Annotated in this window: 17 protein-coding genes and 1 pseudogene; 6 read left to right on the forward strand and 12 right to left on the reverse strand. The window is 70.2% G+C overall.

Annotated elements, in window-relative coordinates:
- Positions 1-191, reverse strand: a 191-nt coding sequence (locus tag CKO13_RS04760; protein WP_200257352.1) for a hypothetical protein, incomplete at its 3' end; no start/stop codon positions are given.
- 21 nt (positions 192-212) lie between these two features.
- Here CKO13_RS04760 and efp point away from each other — a divergent pair.
- Positions 213-782, forward strand: coding sequence for an elongation factor P (gene efp / locus CKO13_RS04765; RefSeq protein WP_200257354.1), 570 nt, complete (start codon positions 213-215; stop codon positions 780-782).
- The gene (gene epmA, locus CKO13_RS04770) at positions 779-1717 is read left to right on the forward strand and encodes an EF-P lysine aminoacylase EpmA (RefSeq protein ID WP_200257355.1); all 939 of its coding nucleotides are present in this window, start codon (positions 779-781) and stop codon (positions 1715-1717) included. Before efp ends, epmA begins: the two co-directional genes overlap by 4 nt.
- Here epmA and CKO13_RS04775 read toward each other — a convergent pair.
- The 5 genes from CKO13_RS04775 to CKO13_RS04795 all read right to left on the reverse strand — a co-directional run bounded on the left by CKO13_RS04775 (position 1714) and on the right by CKO13_RS04795 (position 8300).
- Positions 1714-2874, reverse strand: a complete 1161-nt coding sequence (locus CKO13_RS04775) for a patatin-like phospholipase family protein (RefSeq protein WP_200257356.1) — start codon at positions 2872-2874, stop codon at positions 1714-1716. The two genes, epmA and CKO13_RS04775, sit on opposite strands and share 4 nt — an antisense overlap.
- Positions 2871-3653, reverse strand: coding sequence for a 3-hydroxybutyrate dehydrogenase (locus CKO13_RS04780; protein ID WP_200257357.1), 783 nt, complete (start codon positions 3651-3653; stop codon positions 2871-2873). The genes CKO13_RS04775 and CKO13_RS04780 overlap by 4 nt, the downstream gene beginning before the upstream one ends.
- Before the next feature lie 409 nt (positions 3654-4062).
- Complete coding sequence (locus tag CKO13_RS12915; RefSeq protein ID WP_200257358.1) at positions 4063-7596, reverse strand: SNF2-related protein; 3534 nt, start codon at positions 7594-7596, stop codon at positions 4063-4065.
- Between the two features lie 43 nt (positions 7597-7639).
- Positions 7640-8005, reverse strand: coding sequence for a HigA family addiction module antitoxin (locus tag CKO13_RS04790; protein WP_200257359.1), 366 nt, complete (start codon positions 8003-8005; stop codon positions 7640-7642).
- A gap of 13 nt (positions 8006-8018) precedes the next feature.
- Complete coding sequence (locus CKO13_RS04795; protein WP_200257360.1) at positions 8019-8300, reverse strand: type II toxin-antitoxin system RelE/ParE family toxin; 282 nt, start codon at positions 8298-8300, stop codon at positions 8019-8021.
- 286 nt (positions 8301-8586) lie between these two features.
- Between CKO13_RS04795 and CKO13_RS04800 the strand changes: the two genes are divergently transcribed.
- From CKO13_RS04800 to CKO13_RS04815, 4 genes and pseudogenes are all read left to right on the forward strand, one after another.
- Positions 8587-9426 (forward strand): DEAD/DEAH box helicase family protein, encoded by an 840-nt coding sequence (locus CKO13_RS04800; protein ID WP_200257362.1) that lies wholly within the window; start codon positions 8587-8589, stop codon positions 9424-9426.
- Entirely contained in the window at positions 9329-11113 is a 1785-nt protein-coding gene (locus CKO13_RS04805; protein WP_200257364.1) for an ATP-dependent nuclease, read from the forward strand. The genes CKO13_RS04800 and CKO13_RS04805 overlap by 98 nt, the downstream gene beginning before the upstream one ends.
- Positions 11113-11454 (forward strand): hypothetical protein, encoded by a 342-nt coding sequence (locus CKO13_RS04810; protein WP_200257367.1) that lies wholly within the window; start codon positions 11113-11115, stop codon positions 11452-11454. The genes CKO13_RS04805 and CKO13_RS04810 overlap by 1 nt, the downstream gene beginning before the upstream one ends.
- A gap of 45 nt (positions 11455-11499) precedes the next feature.
- Positions 11500-12756, forward strand: a pseudogene (locus CKO13_RS04815) (ISL3 family transposase).
- 303 nt (positions 12757-13059) lie between these two features.
- Here the strand turns inward: CKO13_RS04815 and CKO13_RS04820 are convergent.
- The 6 genes from CKO13_RS04820 to thiM form a co-directional block, all read right to left on the reverse strand.
- Positions 13060-13395, reverse strand: a complete 336-nt coding sequence (locus CKO13_RS04820) for an STAS domain-containing protein (RefSeq protein WP_200257369.1) — start codon at positions 13393-13395, stop codon at positions 13060-13062.
- A complete protein-coding gene (locus tag CKO13_RS04825) occupies positions 13395-14276 on the reverse strand; it encodes an STAS domain-containing protein (protein ID WP_200257372.1) in 882 nt (293 codons plus the stop codon). Before CKO13_RS04825 ends, CKO13_RS04820 begins: the two co-directional genes overlap by 1 nt.
- Before the next feature lie 22 nt (positions 14277-14298).
- On the reverse strand, positions 14299-15369 hold the full coding sequence (locus CKO13_RS04830) for an ATP-binding protein (RefSeq protein WP_200257375.1): 1071 nt from the start codon (positions 15367-15369) through the stop codon (positions 14299-14301).
- A 1-nt stretch (position 15370) separates the two neighbouring features.
- Positions 15371-16381 (reverse strand): GGDEF domain-containing protein, encoded by a 1011-nt coding sequence (locus CKO13_RS04835; RefSeq protein ID WP_200257378.1) that lies wholly within the window; start codon positions 16379-16381, stop codon positions 15371-15373.
- Positions 16382-16473: 92 nt separating this feature from the next.
- A complete protein-coding gene (locus tag CKO13_RS04840; protein WP_200257380.1) occupies positions 16474-17442 on the reverse strand; it encodes an EamA family transporter in 969 nt (322 codons plus the stop codon).
- Positions 17443-17445: 3 nt separating this feature from the next.
- Positions 17446-18255, reverse strand: coding sequence for a hydroxyethylthiazole kinase (gene thiM, locus CKO13_RS04845; protein ID WP_200257383.1), 810 nt, complete (start codon positions 18253-18255; stop codon positions 17446-17448).
- Positions 18256-18574 lie beyond the last annotated feature (319 nt).

Consider the following 18574-nt stretch of genomic DNA (forward strand, 5'->3'; position numbering starts at 1 on the left):
GCCGAGGCCTGGCGCCGGGAGCTCGCCGCGGCCATCGACGACCCCGCCGAGCTGCTCGCGCGCCTCGGCCTGCCGGCCTCGCTCCACGCCCCGGCCGCGGCGAGCTCCCGGCGCCAGGCCTCGGCGGGCAGGGCGGCGGCGCCGTCCGCCGGCTTGGGCTGCGGGGGCGTATCGGTTAGCATCCCGTCCAACTTCGCACACTTGAGGGCACCATGGCGACCTACAGCACCAACGAGTTCAAGGCCGGGCTCAAGATCATGCTCGACGGCGATCCCTACACCATCGTCGAGAACGAGTTCGTCAAGCCCGGCAAGGGGCAGGGCTTCAGCCGCGTCAAGCTCCGCAACCTCAAGAACAACCGGGTGGTGGAGAAGACCTTCAAGTCCGGCGACAGCGTCGAGGGCGCCGACGTTATGGAGAAGGACCTGCAGTATCTCTATAACGACGGCGAGTTCTGGTACTTCATGGACCCCAGCTCCTTCGAGCAGAAGGCCGCCCCCGAGAGCGCCGTCGCCGAGGCCGCCAAGTGGATCAAGGAGCAGGACCTCTGCAACGTCGTCCTCTGGAACGACGAGCCGCTGCAGGTCGAGGCGCCGGACTTCGTCGACCTGCAGGTCGTCGAGACCGACCCGGGCGTGCGCGGCGACACCAGCAGCGGCGGCAGCAAGCCGGCCAAGCTCGAGACCGGCGCCTCGGTGCGGGTGCCGCTGTTCATCGAGGAGGGCGAGGTGCTGCGCATCGACACCCGCAAGGGCGAGTACGTCGGCCGCGCCAACAAGTGACCGCCGGCTGGCGGCCGGGCGCCGACCGCGCCACCCTGCAGCGCCGGGCCGCCTGCCTGGCGACGATCCGCGCCTTCCTCGCCGAGCGCGGCGTGCTCGAGGTGCAGCCGCCGTGCCTCGGGCCGGCGGCCATGGAGCCGGCCCTGGAGAGCCTCGCCGTGCCCGGCGCCGCGGCCGACGGCGGGCCGCTCTACCTGCAGACCTCCCCCGAGTCCGCCATGAAACGGCTGCTCGCCGCCGGCAGCGGCGACATCTACTACCTCGGCCCCGCCTGGCGGGCCGGTGAGCGGGGGCGCTGGCACGCCGTCGAGCTCACCCTGCTGGAGTGGTACCGCGTCGGCCTCGACCACCACCAGCTCATGGACGAGGTGGCCGCCCTGGTCGCGGCGGTCGGCGGCGAGCGGCCCGTGGAGCGGCTCAGCTACGCCGAGGCCTTCCGGGCCCACGCCGGCATCGACCCCCTGGCGGCGAGCGAGGCCGAGATCGCCGCGGCGCTGCACGACGCCGGCATCGAGCTGCAGGGGGCGGCGCCGGGGCGCGACGCGGCCCTGGACCTGCTCCTCTCCCACACCGTCGGCCCCGCCTTGGGGCGCGGCACGATCACCCTGCTCCACGGCTTCCCCGCCTCCCAGGCGGCGCTGGCCCGGCTCGACGACGCCGACCCGCGCACGGCGCGGCGCTTCGAGTGCTTCGTCGACGGCCTGGAGATCGCCAACGGCTACCACGAGCTCACCGACCCCGCCGCGCAGCGGGCCCGCTTCGCGGCCGAGCAGGCCGAGCGCCGCCGCGCCGGGCAGCCGGTCCACGCCCTCGACGAGGCCCTGCTGGCGGCCCTGGAGGCGGGGCTGCCGGAGTGCGCCGGCGTCGCCCTCGGCGTGGACCGCCTGGTGGCCGTGGCCGTGGGGGCGGCGTCGCTGGCGCAGGTGCGGGTCTAGTCCCGGAAGTAGCTCCGGTAGGCATCGGAGACGATCTCCTCGACCTCGACGCCCAGGTCGCCGGGGGCGCGGTGCAGCCAGCGCGCCTGCTCGAAGGCGGTCCGGGCGTCCCGCAGGCCGCTCAGCCAGTGGTCCCGCACCGACGTCCGCGAGAAGTCGTAGTCCTTGCTGTGCGTCTCCGTCGGGACGCTGCGGTAGATCATGTGGACGATGCTCATCGTCGTCCGGCAGCCGTGGCGGGCCAGCTCCTGGATCTCCGGGTCCTGCTGGCGCTCGGCGGGGAGCTGGCCGATCAGGTGGCTGATGGCCCGGCGCATGTAGTGGAGCTGCCGGTACTGCTCGATGTGGCCCTCGGAGCGGCTGGCGTAGCTGATGTCCTTGTGGCGCTCCATGACCTCCTCGAGGTTGGCCGGGGCCCCGCCCTCGGCGTCGAACAGGTCGACCATGAAGCACAGGGTCGAGTAGCGGGGCATCGAGTCGATGACCAGCTCCAGGGGGGTGTTGGAGACTACGCCGCCGTCCCAGTAGAGCTCGCCGTCGACCGCCACGGGCGGGAACGCCGGGGGCAGGGCGGCGCTGGCGAGCACGTGCTCCGGGCCGATCCGCTGCCGCGCCGAGTCGAAGTAGGTGGTGCGCCCCTTGCGGACGTTGACGGCCCCCAGGCTCAGGCGCGGTGCGCCGGCGTTGATCCGGTCGAAGTCGATCAGCGCCTCCAGGGTCCGGCGCAGCGGCTCGACGGTGTAGAGGCTGCGCGCGCCGTCGGTGCCCCTCGGCGCCAGCCACGGGGCGTCCCAGCACCGCGGGTGGTAGAAGCCCGGCTGCCCGAGGGCCATGGCCAGCTGGGCCTGGCCCCGGTTGTAGGCGCCGCGCCGCGGATCGTCCCACGCCGGCCCGGGGGGGCACTCCGCGCGGGTGATCCGGTCCCAGAACGCCCGGAGGCGCTCGAGCCGGGCCTCCGGCGGGTTCCCGGCGAGGATGGCGGCCTGGATGCCGCCGATGGACGTGCCTACGATCCAGTCCGGGGCGTAGCCCGCCTCGGCGATGCCCTGGTAGACACCGGCCTGGAAGGCGCCCAGGGCGCCGCCGCCCTGCAGGAGCAGGGCGATCTGGCTGATGTGCTCGGGCAGCGCCCGCCGCGGGGCGGGGCTCGTGCTCATTGCGCCGTCCAGCCGCCGTCCATGGGCAGCACCGCGCCGGTGATGGAGGCCGCCGCCGGGGAGGCCAGGAAGGTCACCAGGGCGGCGATCTGCTCGACCTCGACGAACTGCTTCGTCGGCTGGGCGGCGAGGAGGACGTCGCGCTTGACCGCCGCCTCGCTGATGCCCCGGGCCCGGGCGGTCTCGGGGATCTGGTTCTCCACCAGGGGCGTCAGGACGTAGCCGGGGCAGACGGCGTTGACGGTGACGCCGTGCTCGGCGCTCTCCAGGGCGACGGTCTTGGTCAGCCCGGCCACGCCGTGCTTGGCGGCGACGTAGGCGCTCTTGTAGGGCGAGGCGACCAGGGCGTGCGCCGAGGCGATGTTGATGACGCGCCCGAAGCCCCGCGCCTTCATGCCGGGCAGCGCCGCCGCCGTGCTGTGGAACGCCGCGGAGAGGTTGATGGCCAGGATGGCGTCCCACTTCTCCGGGGCGAAGGCCTCGATCTCGGCGACGTGCTGGATCCCGGCGTTGTTCACCAGGATATCGACCCCCTCGAAGGCCGACTCCGCCTCGGCGATCATCGCCCGTACCTGCTCCCCATCCGCCATGTCGGCGGAGGAGTAGCGCACCTCGACGCCGTGGTCCTTGGTGATCTCGGCGCAGAGCTCCTGGACCTCCCCCGGCGTCTCCAGGCCGTTGAGCATGAGATCCGCCCCCTGCGCCGCCAGCGCCCGGGCGATGCCCAGGCCGATACCGCTCGTGGAGCCCGTGACCACCGCACCCTTGCGAGCACCCATGACACCCCCCTCTCTGCTCCGGCCGCTTTCCCTCAAGGTAGGAGCGCTGGCGGTTGTTGGGTATGCGGGTTTCTACGTAGGCGGGGGCGAGGAGCGAAGGTGGCCGAGCCGTTGCAGGGCCGCTTCCACATGCTCCCAGAAGGCGAGCAGCTCAGAGGCATCCTGCAGGAAGCGGTTCAGGACCGCCGCCCGGATCTCGGGCTGATCCGGGTACTCGTGGGCAATGGCGTTGCGGGTCTCGCGCAGCGCACGCCAGGCCTCGGCCGATTACCAGCGCTCACAGCTCCACGCCCTCTTCCCGGGCCACCTCATCGATGCACCGATCGCCGCCGTGAAGCGGGGTGCTCAGGACCACATCGATCTTTTCATCCGCCAGTGCCGGCTCGACCGGCCAGGGGCTGTAGCCGCCTCAGCCGTCCCGCGTCAGGCTGAATACCTGGCTCAGCTCCGCATCATCCAGGTTGCCGATCCACTGCTCGCTGTCCGCCACCGTCATCTCGGTGAGGGCGCGCTTGGACTGGATCATGTCGTTGATCCGTTCCTCGAAGGTCCCCTGGGTCAGCAGGCGGTGGACCTGCACGGTCTGCGACTGCCCGATGCGGTACGCGCGGTCGGTGGCCTGGGCCTCGACGGCCGGGTTCCACCAGAGGTCGAAGTGGATGACGTGGGCGGCCTCAGTCAGGTTCAGCCCCGTGCCGGCGGCCTTGAGGGATAGCACCAGCACCCGGTCGATACGGTCCTGCTGGAAGCGCTGGACCAACGCGTCGCGCTGGCGCCGGGACAGGCCGCCGTGCAGGAAGCCGGGTTGGCGGCCGGTGGCCCGGCCGATCGCCACCTGGAGCAGCTCGCCGGCCTCCCGGAATTGCGTGAAGACGATGGCCTTCTCGTGGCGCTGATGGATCGGGTCGAGGAGCTCGAGCAGGCGCTGCATCTTCCCCGACGCCTCGGCGGCCGTATCGCCCTCCTTCAGGTACTGGCGGGGATGATTACAGATCTGCTTCAGCGCCTGGATCATCTGCAGCACCAGCCCCTGGCGCTGGAAGGTGTCCGAGGTCCCGTGGATGACCTCCAGCCCCTCGCGCACGACGGACTCGTACAGGGCGCTCTGCTCGGCGGTGAGCTGGCAGAGCTGATCCTGCTCGATCTTCTCCGGCAGGTCCGTGATGATGGAGCGGTCGGTCTTGAGCCGCCGCAGCAGGAAGGGGGCGGTGACGCGGCGGAAGCGCGCGGCGGTGTCCTGGTCCCCGTGGGTCTGGATGGGGGTGGCGTACGCCCGGGTAAAGCGCTTCAGCGTCCCGAGGAGCCCGGGGTTGCAGAAGTCCATCAGGCTCCAGTACTCGGTCAGGCGGTTCTCCACCGGTGTCCCGCTCATGGCCACCCGCGCGCCGGCGGGGATGGACTTGACCGCCTTGGTCTGCGCGGCCTTGGGATTCTTGAGGTTGTGCGCCTCGTCCACGACCACCAGCCGCCAGGAGTGGCGGCGCAGCCGGGCGGCATCGGTCCGCGCCACGCCGTAGGTGGTGAGCACGATGTCGGGCTGCTCACCGCTGCCGGGGAGCCTGCGCTGGGGCCCGTGGTAGGTGGCTGCGCTCAATCTCGGGGCGAACTGCTCGATCTCCCGCAGCCAGTTGCTCAGCAGGCTGGTCGGGACCACGACCAGCGCTGGCCGGTCCGTCAGCTCGCCGTCGTCCTGGAGCTGGGCGATCAGGGCCAGGATCTGCACGGTCTTGCCCAGGCCCATGTCATCGGCGATCACGCCGCCGAGCCCGGCGCGGACGTTGCCGTAGAGCCACTGGAAGCCCCGCTGCTGGTAGGGGCGCAGGTCGGCCGCCAGCGAGCGTGGCGGCGGGCGCTCGATGTCCTGCTGCAGGGCCACGATCCGCTCGCGGGCGCTGTCGTCCAGGCTCACCGGGGTGCCGCCGTACTCGCCCGCGAGGGCGATCCGGGTCAGCTCGGCGCCGTCCACCCTCGGCGGGTCGGCCAGGTTGCGGCGGAGCCGCTCGATCTCCTGGGGATCCAGGTAGACGTATTGGCCGCGGAAGCGCACCAGCCCGGTTGCGTCCGCCACCAGCTCCTCGAAGGTCTCCGGGTCGACTACGGCGTCGCCGACTGCCACCTGCCAGTCGAAGCGGAACAGGTCATTGGCGTCGAGGTGCCCGTCGCTCCCGGGCTCACTGGCGCTGAGGCTCATGGTAGCGCGTGGTGGCCGGCCGAGGCGCTCCAGGGACTGCGGCAGCAGGGTGCGGACCCCGAGCAGCTGCAGGGTCGGGAGGACTTCGAAGAGCAGCTCCGGCAGCTCGTCCAGGGTCAGCGGCAGCGGCGTGCGGGCGCCGTCGCGCAGGTACGCCCGAAGCGGCGGGTAGGCGTCCGCGAGCATTGCCGTGGTGCGCAGCAGGTCGCCGTGGCCGGGGCCGCCCTCGGCCAGCGCCTCGGCCAGGGATCGGTGCGCCTGATCCCCGATCCCGTCCCGGTCCTCGGTGACCTCGATGGAGAGCCGGAAGGCCTCCGTCTCGGGCTCATCGATGCGCAGGACCAGGGTCCGGGCCGACTCCGCCAGGTGCAGGCGCCGGAGCCAGTGGTGCAGGCTCGCGGCCGTGCCGCCCTGGCCGGGGTCCGAGAGCCAGGCGCAGCCGCCGCCGAAGAGCAGGTCGGCCACCGCGTCCGCCCCCGCGCTGGCGGAGAGCTCGCTCCACTCGCGGATCCAGTGGTCCATGAGGAGGCCGCAGAGCAGCCGCACGCGCGTGGCGCGGTCGAGGCGCCCGTCAACGTCCGGATCGGCCACGCGGAGGACCCCCTCCGGCGACCCGGCGGCGAGGGCCTGGAGCAGGGTGTCCACCTCCGGGTCCAGCCGCGCCGGCATCCACAGGACGCTGGTGCCGCCCCGGTCGATGGCCAGCACCCAGGGCACGGCCGCGCCGGCGGCGGCCAGGTGCAGCGCTGCGCGGTAGGCGGCGTGCAGCGCTGCCGCCTCGGGCTGCAGGTCGGCGACCCGCTCGGCGTCCAGCGGGGCGAGCAGCTCGATGAGGTCGGCGAGCTCCGTGGCCGCCGAGCAGCCGTCGATGCGGGCCTCGCCGTCGGCATCGAGGAGCAGGGCGGGACGGTCCTCTGGGGCCAGGGCGGCGGCCTCGGCCGGGGCTTCCTGCTCCTGCGCGTCATGGCGGGCCGCCTGGGCCAGCTCCCGCTGGGCCTGGCGCGCCACCCGCCGCATCTGGGTGCGCCAGAGCTTGCGGTAGCTGCTCAGCCCCCCGATGGGCGGCTCGTCAGGGAGCGCGTCCGGGGTGGCGTCGACGCGGTCCGGCAGCCGGGAGTAGTCCACCTCGGTAAGGGCTGCGGGATCCGCTGCCAGGGTGTCCGGCCCGGGGGCGATCGCGCTGAGGGCAGCGGCGAGGCTCGGCGGGGCCCCGTCGGTCTCGCTGCCCGGGATGGTGTGGCCGCGCTCGCGCAGCGCGGCGATCAGGTCGACCCCGCGCAGCTGGAAGACGAGGAACGGGTCGGCATCGATCTCCCGGGACAGGAGGTAGATGGCCGCCGCCAGGTGCTTGCACGGCACCGCTCCGTCCGGGCAGGAGCAGTGCATCGCCAGCTCCTGCCAGCTGCCCGGGAAGACCGGGATGCCGGCCTCTTGGGCGCGCTCCAGGACGGTCGGGTCGAGCTGGCGGTTGAGCAGCCCGGCGAGCAGGGCCGGGTCATCGGCGATGGTGTCGATCAGCTGCCGCGCCTGCCCTGGCTCCAGCGCTGGGATCTGGAGGCGGAGCTCGTAGGGCTTGCGGCGCGACCCCTTCACGCGGGCCGATACCTCGCCGTGCTCGATGGTGAGGGCCTGCACCGAGCCGTTGTTGGCGTACCGCCGCCCTCGGGGCAGGCGGTTGGTGTGATCGATCTGGTGCAGGGCGCCGAGCCACTGCTCGCCCCACCAGGTCCGGCCGAAGGTCGCGCGCGTCATGGCGCCCAAGCCTATCGGGAAGGCGGCGTGGGGCCAAAGCCTCTCAGCCCGCCCCTTCCCTGCTCAACGGCTCGACCTCCTGAGCAATCCGCTCACCCTGCTCCGCAGCCGTCACGGTCAGGTCGTATTGCTCCTGCAAATTGAGCCAGAAGTGAGCCGTGGTACCGAGGTAACGGGCCAAGCGGAGAGCTGTTTCGGCGGTTACTCGACGGGTGCCATTGAGAATGCCAGTGATCCGGTTGGGCGGTACACTCAGGGCCCCGGCCAGCGCATTGGCGCTTAGCCCGAAGGGCTCCATGAAATCGTGGCGCAGGGTATCGCCGGGCCGGGTCGGGGCGATCTCCTCCCCCCCGGCCTCGACCACCTCCTCGTAATCGGTATTTTCTAGGTCCTCGATACGGATACTCATGGTCCCGCCATCCTCAGTGGTAATCGGTGACTTCGACCTCAAAGGCCTCTGCGTTCTCCCACCGGAAGCACACCCGCCACTGCTGGTTGATGCGGATGCTGTACTGGCCCTCCCGGTCTCCCGATAGGGCCTCCAGGCGGTTCGCCGGCGGCACCCGCAGGTCCTCAAGGGCATGCGCGTTGTGGATCATATCCAGCTTCTCCCGGGCCCGCTTCCGGATTTCCGGCGGGAGCCGCTTGACTGGCTTGCCCAGAAACAGGGCAGCCGTCGTCTTATCCCGGAAGGTCCTGATCATTGCTCAATGATTTTATCTTTTACGTAAAGCGTCAAGCCTGAGGTGCAGAGCCGCAGCCGTCCCATCGTCGGAGTGGTGGACTACGGGGCACCGATGCCCGGCGGCCTGCCGCAGGTAGGGTGCCTCGGTAGCGCCGTAGATCGGCGTCCAGCGGGGCGAGCAGCTCGATGAGGTCGGCGAGCCCCGTGGCCGCCGAGCAGCCGCAAGGGTGTTGGGGTACCGGATGCGTATGGCCGAAACCCTCGGGCACAATCCGGGTGGCGGCTCGTCGAGATGAAGGGAGAGGATGGCCAAGGATCCCAACCAGCACCCCGAGCAAGCGGCCCGCGACGCCATTGACGGCCAGCTCCGCGCGGCGGGGTGGGAGGTCCAGGACCGCCAGGGCCTGGATCCCAATGCCGGCCGCGGCGTGGCGGTCCGCGAGTACCCCACCGACGCCGGCCCCATGGACTACCTGCTCCTGGTGGATGGCCAGCCGGCGGGCGTCGTCGAGGCCAAGCGCAAGGAGGCGGGCCAGCACCTCCACCGCGTCGAGGAGCAGCCTGGCGGCCCGGCGGGGATGGGCCGGGAGCCGGTGCCGGTGGCCTACAACGAGCGGGCGCCGCCGGAGTTCTTCGACGTCATCATCATCGACGAGTGCCACCGCTCCATCTACAACCTGTGGCGCCAGGTGCTGGAGTACTTCGACAGCTTCCTCGTCGGGCTGACCGCCACCCCGGACAAGCGCACCTACGCCTTCTTCCAGCAGAACGTGGCCAGCGAGTACACCCTGGAGCAGTCGGTGGTGGACGGCGTCAACGTCGACCACCGCATCTGGCACATCGACACCGAGCGCACCCGGGAGGGCGGCGAGATCGAGGCCGAGGAGGTGGTGGAGCACCGCGAGCGCCTCTCCCGCGAGCGCCGCTGGCAGCAGCTCGACGAGCCGGTGGTCTACGAGGGCCGCCAACTCGACCGTGACGTGGTCAGCCCTGACCAGATCCGCCCGCGCTTTTTCGCTTTAGTAAATCAATCAAAAGGGACGCTTAATGCACCGCCTAAGTCATTTGATTATCAACAATTTCAGAGCGTGCCGGGAGGTAACATTGCCCCTGGACGGATACACACCTTTAGTGGGGCAAAATAATGCTGGCAAATCAACAATACTTGATGCGATTAGCTGGGTTTTAAAGCCGACAGCTCTTGATAAACAAGATTTTTACGAGCCAGAACAGCCGGTAGAAGTGACAGCGTGCATTGACGGCATTACCGAAGAGATACTGGATAGGATCCCTGAGACAAAGCACCGGAAGGCGATTGAACCTTATTGCCGTGGCGGTCGCCTGTGGATTCGGGTAAAGGCCACCGGGACAACCGCTAAGACGATGAAGAAAGAGGTATGGGATATCGATCAGTGTCCCGATGATGGTCCGCCCGGGCACTGGCGTGATTATCCGACGGGGCTACCAGACGCTGTTTCGGCCTTGTTGCCGGAGCCACTGGTGGTGCAGGCCATGGATGATGTCAGTGAAGACCTTGGAAAAGCCAAGGCGGGTACCACCATTAAGGGCCTGCTTGATGAAATCATGGGGCCGTTGCTGGAAGCTCACGCTGAGTTGAACACGGCGCTGGAAAGCATTCGCAACGTCCTTTCGGCTGAGGGCGAGCAGCGCTCCGACCATTTGCAACAGTTTGACGCTGACGCCAGCGGAGCACTGGAGCATTTTTTTCCTGGCTTAACGCTAGACCTGGATTTGCAGGTGGTCGAATTAAAAGATTTTTTCAAGGCCGGTGATCTGCATGTAACGGACCAGACAACCGGAGACCGGCGGCGCTTCGATCAAATGGGGACAGGGGCTCAGCGTGCCATCCAAATGGCCCTGATTCGCTACTTGGCGGAAACGCGCTCTGGGGAGGAGGGTAGACCTTCACGCCGATTGCTGTTGATAGACGAGCCTGAGTTGTACTTACATCCGCAAGGTGTTCGTCGGTTGAGGCAGGCTTTGGCTGGCCTAGCTACCGCCGGATTCCAGGTAGTGTTCTCCACTCATTCCCCCCTGATGCTCAGTAGGGATAACGCAGCGGACACTGTAATTACGGGCAAAACTGGCGGAGATGGTGTCAATACCCGAAAGCCCCTTCGGGAAGCCGTAGAAGAGGCAATTGAGGGAGCGGAGAGCCAGTCACGTACTATTTTCGAGCTGGGTAATCTTGCGGAGATCTACTTCGCCGACCGGGTGGTCCTCTGCGAGGGAAAAACTGACCGCCGTCTCCTGCCCCTAGCCTACGAGCGACTTTATCAGCAGCCCTCGGAGCTAGATCACATAGCCTTCGTTTCCCTGGGCTCCTGCGCTGATATTCCCAAGGCATTACCGGTGATGGAGGCAATGGGCATCCACGCCTGCGCCGTTGTCGATTTGGATTTTGCATACACCCATGCGCGCAAGGGCGGTTTGCTGGATCGGGAAGCGCAAGATATGGCCAAGGCCAAAGAAGTTTTGGCCCGTCTGCAGCCACAACACGGCTTTAGCCTTCATGATAATGGTTTGCCCAAGAAAGATTCGAAAACCGGCTGGGAGGCTGCCGATATATGGGCCTGCTTTGCCTTGGACGAGGAAGGCCGCAAGATTGCGGAAGGTACGCATAAAAATTTAAAACAATTCAGTGTCTGGGCTTGGCCGCAGGGTACTATCGAACAAATTACCGGCGCTGAGGAAAAGGGCGAAGACGCCATTATTAAACAGGAAGAGCAGTTGCAGGCCATGAGGCCAGAGGAAATTGAGGATCAAATGCCGGCCCTTAAAGAGTGCTTTGACTGGATAAGGAGTATTTGATGCCGACACTGGAATTTAAGGGCAAACAGTTCGTCTATTCTCACCACCTCGGGGTGCCATTTCGGGAATTGCAAGTGGTGCCGGAGAAGTCCTTGCCTTCTGAGGGCGAGGAAGCATCACTGGATGATAATCTGATAATTCACGGCGATAACCTAGAAGCGCTGAAGGCGCTCTTGCCCACCCACGCAGGTAAGGTGGACTGCATATTTATCGATCCTCCGTATAACACTGGTGAAGAAGGGTGGTGTTATAATGACAATGTACGGTCTCCTCTTATGGTCCTTTCGCGGATCGTGTGGGTAACAGCCGGTTACCGCGGGGGTAGTAGGCCGATGGCCTGACCCGATATGTTGTGCCTCGCCGCCCCTGCCCAGCGAGGAGATGCCATGGCTCAAGAGCACGCCCTGTTCACCGCCGCACTGGGGCTGAGCGCGCCCTGGGAGGTTAGCGACATCCGCTTCGACGCCGAGGCCAAGCGCATCGACTTTGATGTCACCTTCGCCAGTGGCAGCCGCTTCGCCTGCCCGGCCTGCGGCGCCGAGGGGCAGCCGGTCCACGACACCCGCGAGCGCACCTGGCAGCACCTGCACTTCTTCGAGCACCAGGCCTACATCCACGCCGCCGTGCCGCGGGTCCATTGCCAGGCGTGCGGGAAGACCAAGCAGGTCGAGGTGCCCTGGGCGCGGCCGGAGAGCGGGTTCTCGGAGCTGTTCGAGGCCCTGGTCATCACCCTCTGCCAGCAGATGCCGGTCCGACAGGTGGCGGCCTATCTGGGCATCGGCGACGACCCGGTCTGGCGCATCCTGGATCACTACGTCGGGGCCGCCCGCGCCCAGGAGGACTTCAGCGGCGTCCGTGCAGTCGGCATCGACGAGACGGCCTCGCGCCGAGGGCAGAACTACATCACGGTCTTCCAGGAGCTCGAGGAGCGGCGACTGCTCTTCGCCTGCGAGGGCCAGGACCAGGCCAGGGTGGGCCGCTTTGCCGAGGATCTGCGCGAGCACGGCGCTAGGCCGGAGGCCATCGAGGCGGCGTGCATCGATATGAGCAAGGCGTACATCGCCGGCGTGTAGCGGCACTTGCCCCAGGCGGCGATCACCTTCGATGCCTTCCATGTCGTCCAGCTGGCGAATCACGCCGTCGACGAGGTTCGCCGCGCCGAGGTGCGCACCGAGCCGGTGCTCAAGCGCACCCGCTGGGTGTGGCTCAAGGACGCCTGGCGCCACTCGCTCCAGCAGCTCACCGAGCTCCATCACCTCTCCCGGACGCGGCTGAAGACCGCCCGTGCCTGGCGGCTCAAGGAGGCCCTGCGCGAGCTGCTGACGAGCGCCGCCGACCGCGAGGAGGCCGAGCAAGCGCTCAAGGCCTGGTACAGCTGGGCCCGGCGCTGCCGGCTGGAGCCGTTCAAGCGCCTGGCGCTGACGCTCAAGGCGCACTGGCAGGGCATTTTCAACGCCTTCGACTCGCGCCTGTCCAATGGCTCCGTCGAGGGGATGAACGCCCAGATCCAGGCGGCCAAGGCGCGCGCCCGAGGCTTTCGCACCACGCGCAACCTGATTACCGTGTGCTATCTCATCGGCGGCAAGCTCACCCATCTGCCGGCGTCACCCTACGGCACAACATGTAGGCCAGAAGCCGCCTGACCTGATGACTGAGTCACCCACACAATCCGGGACGGCGCCAAAAAACCGCCTGCAAGTTTATCTTGAGCGGAATTTGCAGAGTTTGGCTATGCAAATTTCGCTTTTACCAAACCGGGTGCCTATACGAAGAACTACCGCACCAACATCCACCACAAGACCGCGATGGTGGAGCGAAGCCCGGGGATGCGGGCGATAAGGCATGACAATCTCGGGTCGGCTTCGGGATCCGCCGCAAGGGCGGCGTCCGGCCGCCCAGGCGCTGAGCCGGGCGTGCGGCCGGCACGGGGGTGAGCTCGGCTCTCCCTACAACGGCACGGTCCGCTCGGTCTCGAAGGCCGGCGGCTCGGTGAGCAGCCCGGCGAGGGCGTAGGCGGTGCTCGGCTGGAGGTGGATGCCCACGAGCCGGATGCCGGCGGTGCGGCAGGCCCGGGCGAGGCGGTTCAGGTAGGCGAGGTAGACGGCGTCGATGATCTCCACCTCGCCGAGGTCGTAGTAGAGGGTCTCCGCCCCGAGGGCCTGCGCCCGCCCGACGATCTCCTCGATCAGGGCGTCGGGCTCGGCGGGGGTGACCTCGTGGCCCGGCTCGAGGAGGGCGCGGCCGGCGGCGATGGCGGTGATGCGCACGCCGGCGCGCAGCATCAGCGCTCCCCTTCCGCCATCGGCACCACCTTGACCCCGAGCAGGTGGAAGGCGTGCTGGAGGCCGTCGGCGAGGTTGCCGCGGGTGGTGACGTTGCCGAGGTCGATCTCGAGCTGGGTCAGGGCGCGGGCGATCTCCGGGCGGATGCCGGTGAGGATCGCCTCGGCCCCCATGAGCTGCACCGAGCGGACCATCTGGATGAGGTGGTGGGAGACCTGGGAGTCGATGCTGCTCACGCCGGTCAGGTCCATGACCACCACCCGGGCGTGGTCCTGGGCGATGCGGTTGAGCAGGGCGTCCATGATCATCACGGTCCGGTCGGAGTCGAGGGTGCCGATGATCGGCAGGGTGACGACCCCGCTCCAGATCTCGGTGATCGGCGTGGCCGTCTCGCGCAGCTCCGACTCCTGGGCGCGGATGGTCTCGTCCTTCTGGTCGAGGTAGGTGCGGAAGACGGTGAGCTGCAGCTCGACGAAGATCCCCGAGAAGAAGGCGAGCACCGAGCGCGAGCGGACGAAGTCGACCTGGTTGATCTCGGCGAGCCCGGCGATGAGCTGCTGCTGCAGGGCCTGGGTGTAGCGGACGAGCCCCTCGATCTCGCCGCCGCGGGCGAGGACCTTGCGGGCGAGGTTGACGAAGAAGCGCTCGAGGGCCTCGTACTGGGCGCTCTCGGTGCTGAACGGCGCCTCGGCGCCGAGCAGCTCGCCGATGAGCTCCTGGAGCTCGTAGGCGAGGTCGGTGATCTCGGCGTCGTCGAGCAGGTTGTGGCGGCCGCCGAAGTGCTCGCGGGCCGGCGCCTCCAGCCAGCCGGCGAGGCCGTCGACCTCGGCGGCGAACAGCGACTTGAGCTTCTCGGTTAAGGGCTGCTCAGCGTGGGTCATCGTCTCCGCTCCTCCCTTGCGCCTAGGATCCCGCCGCCGTGCCCGCCTTGCCGGGGGTCGCGGCGATCACCGCCAGGGACTGGTCGTCGGCGAGGCGCCCGAGCTGATAGCCGAGCAGGTAGGCGATCAGCTGCGGGTGGTGCCTCGGCAGCCGCGGGAAGTCCGCCAGGCTCCAGCGGCGGCGGATCCCGTCGCTCGCCGAGACGACCAGCGCCCCCGCCGCCAGGCTCAGGCGGTGGGTGCTGGCCCGGCCGTGGACCGCGCCCAGGATACCCGGGGCGAACCCCAGTTGTCGCTTCTCGGGCTGCTGCGCGCCGTCGTCGATCAGGTGGGCGTGGACGTCGCCGACGCCGGCGAGCTCGAGCCCCCGCCCGGCGTGGCGCACCAGGCCGGCGGCGGCGACGGCCCGGTGGCCGCCCGCGCCGAGCAGGCGGTCGCACGCCTCGAGCACCCAGACGGGATCGGTCTGGGCGGCCAGGGCCTGCGCCAGGGGCGCCGAGGAGGCCTGGGCCCGGGGGCCGCTGCCGAGGCCGTCGACGTGGAGCCAGCGCGTGTGGTGGCTGCCCTGCTCGAGGAAGAGCCGGTCGCCGTTGGCGCGGTCGTCGTGGAGGCTGCGGCTGAACAGGCCGACGCCGGCCGGGAGGGCCTCGGCGGCGCGGCTGAAGCGGGCCAGCACGGCGGTCCCGTGCCAGCCTCGCCGGGGGCCGGCGCCCCGGCGGGGCACGGAGTAGATCTCGCAGTAGTCGCTGAGCCGCTCGAGGCTGCCGAGCCCCTTGCCGAAGGTCTCGCTCGTCGAGAAGCCGTCCTGCAGGGCCTGGGCGAGGTCCGCGATCCCCCGCCCGCGATCGACGGCGAAGAGGTCGAGGGTCGGGCCGGGCTGGTACCAGATCTGGACCAGGCCGCGGCCCTCGGCGTGCTTGACGATATTCGTGGCCAGCTCGTAGCAGGCCAGCGCCATGCGCTCCCGCTCCGGCGCGGGGAAGCCGTAGCGCTGGGCGGCGGCCAGCAGGCGCGCCCGCAGGGCGATGCGGTCGCTCTCCCGGGCGGCGGGGAGCTCGCCGAGCAGGCGGCAGGCCTCGTGGCTGCTCAGCAACTCACCCGGCTCCGCTGGCGCAGGGGAGGGGGGCCTCGCCGCCGGGGCGCGGGCATGCGGCCGTCCCCCGCTGACGGCAGCCGGCGTGGGCGACCTGGCCGCGGCCGCTCTCCTTGACCTCGTAGAGGGCCCGGTCCGCGGCCTCGAGGAGCTGCTCGAAGCCGCCCTCGCCGCTGTCGCCCGGCGCCAGCGTGGCGACCCCGATGCTCGCCTGGCCCTCGAGGCCCTCGAGGATCTCCAGCGCCCGCGCGCACGCCGCCTGGGCGTCGGCGAAGAGCAGGATGGCGAATTCGTCGCCGCCGATGCGGAAGAGGGTGTCGACCTCGCTGCGGATGGCGGCTCCCATCTGCTCGGCGGCCCACCGGAGGTAGTCGTCGCCGTACTGGTGGCCGTAGCTGTCGTTGACCGCCTTGAAGTGGTCCAGGTCGATGAGCAGCACGGAGAGGGGCTCGGTCTGCTGGCGCTGGGTGCGGCGGAAGGCCTGGGGCCCGGCCTGGTTGAAGGCGCGGCGGTTCTTGGCGCCGGTCAGCGGGTCGGTCTCCGCCTCGAGGATGGTCCGCGTCAGCTCCCGCTGGCGCTGCTCCAGCGCCTCCTGGAGGTCCCGGAGCTCGGCCTCCATCTGCTCGCGGTTGGCGGCGAGCCGGGCGCTCATCTGCTCGTTGCGCTGGCGCAGCGCCTCCGGGTCCTGGTGGGCGAAGCGCTGGGCGAGGCGCTCGCGGAGGCGCTCCGCCGCCTCCGGCGAGGGGGCCTGGCCGGCGGCGGCCCGGGCGACGGGTAAGGCGTGGCCCGCCTCGCCCCACTCGGCGGCGAGCTCCGGCCCCTCAAGCCGCAGCCGGGCGCGCAGGGGCTGCCCCCGCCCGGCGCCGGCGTGGCGCAGCCGCTCGCTGAGCCGCAGCAGGGTCGGCGCCCGCTCGAGGCGGCTGGCGCCGAGCTGCTCGGCCGCCTCGCCGGCCGCGGCGAGGAAGGCCTGGAGGTCCGATTCGATCGGCAGCCACCGCTCGAGGAGCTCCATTCGAGGGCCCGTCCCGCTTCTCGCCTGGATTGGTAGCCCCCGACATTACCATACTTTGCAGAGGGTTGTTGCCGCTCCCTGTACGGCCGGCCCTACTCCGGCGGCCGAGGGCCGTCGGCCTGGGCGCTCCGCCGCTCCCGGTAGAAGACGTACCCGCCGGCGCCCAGGATGATCGCCGTGCCGAGGCCGGTGAGGGCGTCGGGCAGGTCGCCGAAGATGAGGTAGCCGAGGAGGGTGGCGCTGATGATCTCGAGGTACTGGAAGGGGGCGAGGATGCTCGCGCCCGCCCGGCGCATCGCCCCGGAGATGAGCAGGTAGCCGACGGTGGACAGGACCCCGATGCCGGCGAGGTAGAGCCACGCCACCCCCTGCGGGGTGTCCCAGGCGAGCAGCTCGACGCCCTGCCCGCTCCCGATCGCCAGCGCCGCGCCCAGGAGCAGGGCGGCGAAGAGGGCGCTGTAGCCCTGCACCTGCGTTGCCGGGAGCTGCCCCGCCAGGGAGCGGAGCACGGTCAGCTGCCCGGCGTAGAAGAGGGCGGCCAGCAGGGGCAGCAGGGCCATCCCGCCGAACGCCGCCCAGTTGGGGCGGATGACGATCAGCGCGCCGCCCAGCCCCACCGCGACGGCGGCGAGGCGCTGCCAGCCGACGCGCTCGCCGAGCAGGAGGGCGGAGAGGAGCGTCAGGAGCAGCGGCTCGACGAAGAAGATGGCGATGGCGTTGGCCAGGGGCAGGGCCGTCAGCGACCAGAAGAGGCAGCCGATGGCCCCGGCCACCAGGGCGCCGGCGAGCACCAGCCTGGGCAGCGCCGCGGCGGGCACGGCCAGGCGGCGCTGCCAGGCCAGGAGGCCGCCGAGGAAGGCGGACTGCAGCAGGAAGCGGATGAAGGCGATCTGGAAGGGCGAGAGCTGGGCCGAGAGGAGCTTGGCGAGGGCGTCCATGCCGGGGACCAGGAGCATGGCCACGGCCATGAGCGTCATGCCCCGCTCGGCCTGGCTGGCGCCGCCCCGCGGCGAGCCCCGCAGGGAGGCCGCCGGCCCCCGCGCCGTGTCGAGGATGCCCACGCCCTAGCGGGGCGCCGCGGCCTGCAGGCGCGCCTCGAGGCCCTCACCCGTCAGGCCGTACAGGGTGTCGAGGAAGTGCCCGGCGAAGCTCCCCGGCCCGCAGGCGTGCTCGGCGGCCCGCTCGCCGGCGGCGGCGTAGCAGGCCAGGGCGGAGGCGGTGGCGGCCAGGGCGTCGTCGTCCTCGGCGGTGGCGACGAACGCCGCCACGACGCCGGTGAGGGCGCACCCCAGGGCGGTGACCCGCGCCATCAGGGGGTGGCCGCCGTGGACCCAGAAGGCGCGCGGGCCGTCGGTGACGAGGTCCGCCTCGCCGGTCACGGCGACCACGCTGCCCGTCTGCTCGGCGAGCCGCCGGGCCTCCTCCGCCACCGCCCGGGTCGATTCCGTGCTGTCGACGCCGCGGCCGCTGCCCTGCTCCGCCGCCAGGGAGCGGATCTCCGAGGCGTTGCCGCGGATCACCGTCGGCCGCCGGGCGAGGAGCTCGCCGGCGATGCGGCGGCGGTACGGGGTGGCGCCGACGGCGACCGGGTCGAGCACCCACGGCGTCCCCGAGGCTTCGGCGGCCGCCGCGGCCTCGGCCATCGCCTCGGCCCAGTGCGGCGAGGGCGTGCCGATGTTGACGGTCAGGGCGCCGGCCAGGGCGGTGAGGTCGGCGACCTCCTCGCGGGCGTGCCCCATGGCCGGCGAGGCGCCCAGGGCGAGCAGGACGTTGGCCATGGGCGTCATGGCGACGAGGTTGGTGATGTTGTGGATCAGGGGGGCGGTGTCGCGCACGCGCGCCAGGTCGGCGCCGGGGTTGGGCTCGCTCGGCATGGCGGTCTCTTCTTCGGCGGCGGGCTCTGGCGATCCGCAGTGGATGAGCCGTATATTCTACCCCGTAGGGTACGCTACACGACGGGGTGCCGTCCCCCCGCTAGCCCCGGCGAGGGGCCACCGCGGGGCGGCCGCGATGCCTATGCGCAAGCCAGTCACCGGCCAGGGCCTGCTCCGGGCGCTCCTCCTGCCCCTCGTCGCCGCGGGCGGCCTCGTCCCCGCGGCGGCGGGGGCGGCGGGGCCCTGCGAGGCGCCGCTGACCTACCGGCTCGAGGCCGTCGACCGGCGCTTCGCGGTCGACCGGGCGAGCGTGGAGCGG

This window comes from Halorhodospira neutriphila (genome assembly GCF_016584055.1).
Classification (GTDB): Bacteria; Pseudomonadota; Gammaproteobacteria; order Nitrococcales; family Halorhodospiraceae; genus Halorhodospira; species Halorhodospira neutriphila.

What these genes read in the sequence shown, in the direction of transcription:
- efp (WP_200257354.1), top strand. Translation starts at nt 213, where the DNA reads ATGGCGACCTACAGCACCAACGAGTTCAAGGCCGGGCTCAAGATCATG.
- CKO13_RS04775 (WP_200257356.1), bottom strand. Translation starts at nt 2,874, where the DNA reads ATGAGCACGAGCCCCGCCCCGCGGCGGGCGCTGCCCGAGCACATCAGC.
- CKO13_RS04780 (WP_200257357.1), bottom strand. Translation starts at nt 3,653, where the DNA reads ATGGGTGCTCGCAAGGGTGCGGTGGTCACGGGCTCCACGAGCGGTATC.
- CKO13_RS12915 (WP_200257358.1), bottom strand. Translation starts at nt 7,596, where the DNA reads ATGACGCGCGCGACCTTCGGCCGGACCTGGTGGGGCGAGCAGTGGCTC.
- CKO13_RS04790 (WP_200257359.1), bottom strand. Translation starts at nt 8,005, where the DNA reads ATGAGTATCCGTATCGAGGACCTAGAAAATACCGATTACGAGGAGGTG.
- CKO13_RS04795 (WP_200257360.1), bottom strand. Translation starts at nt 8,300, where the DNA reads ATGATCAGGACCTTCCGGGATAAGACGACGGCTGCCCTGTTTCTGGGC.
- CKO13_RS04800 (WP_200257362.1), top strand. Translation starts at nt 8,587, where the DNA reads ATGGCCAAGGATCCCAACCAGCACCCCGAGCAAGCGGCCCGCGACGCC.
- CKO13_RS04805 (WP_200257364.1), top strand. Translation starts at nt 9,329, where the DNA reads ATGCACCGCCTAAGTCATTTGATTATCAACAATTTCAGAGCGTGCCGG.
- CKO13_RS04810 (WP_200257367.1), top strand. Translation starts at nt 11,113, where the DNA reads ATGCCGACACTGGAATTTAAGGGCAAACAGTTCGTCTATTCTCACCAC.
- CKO13_RS04820 (WP_200257369.1), bottom strand. Translation starts at nt 13,395, where the DNA reads ATGCTGCGCGCCGGCGTGCGCATCACCGCCATCGCCGCCGGCCGCGCC.
- CKO13_RS04825 (WP_200257372.1), bottom strand. Translation starts at nt 14,276, where the DNA reads ATGACCCACGCTGAGCAGCCCTTAACCGAGAAGCTCAAGTCGCTGTTC.
- CKO13_RS04835 (WP_200257378.1), bottom strand. Translation starts at nt 16,381, where the DNA reads ATGGAGCTCCTCGAGCGGTGGCTGCCGATCGAATCGGACCTCCAGGCC.
- thiM (WP_200257383.1), bottom strand. Translation starts at nt 18,255, where the DNA reads ATGCCGAGCGAGCCCAACCCCGGCGCCGACCTGGCGCGCGTGCGCGAC.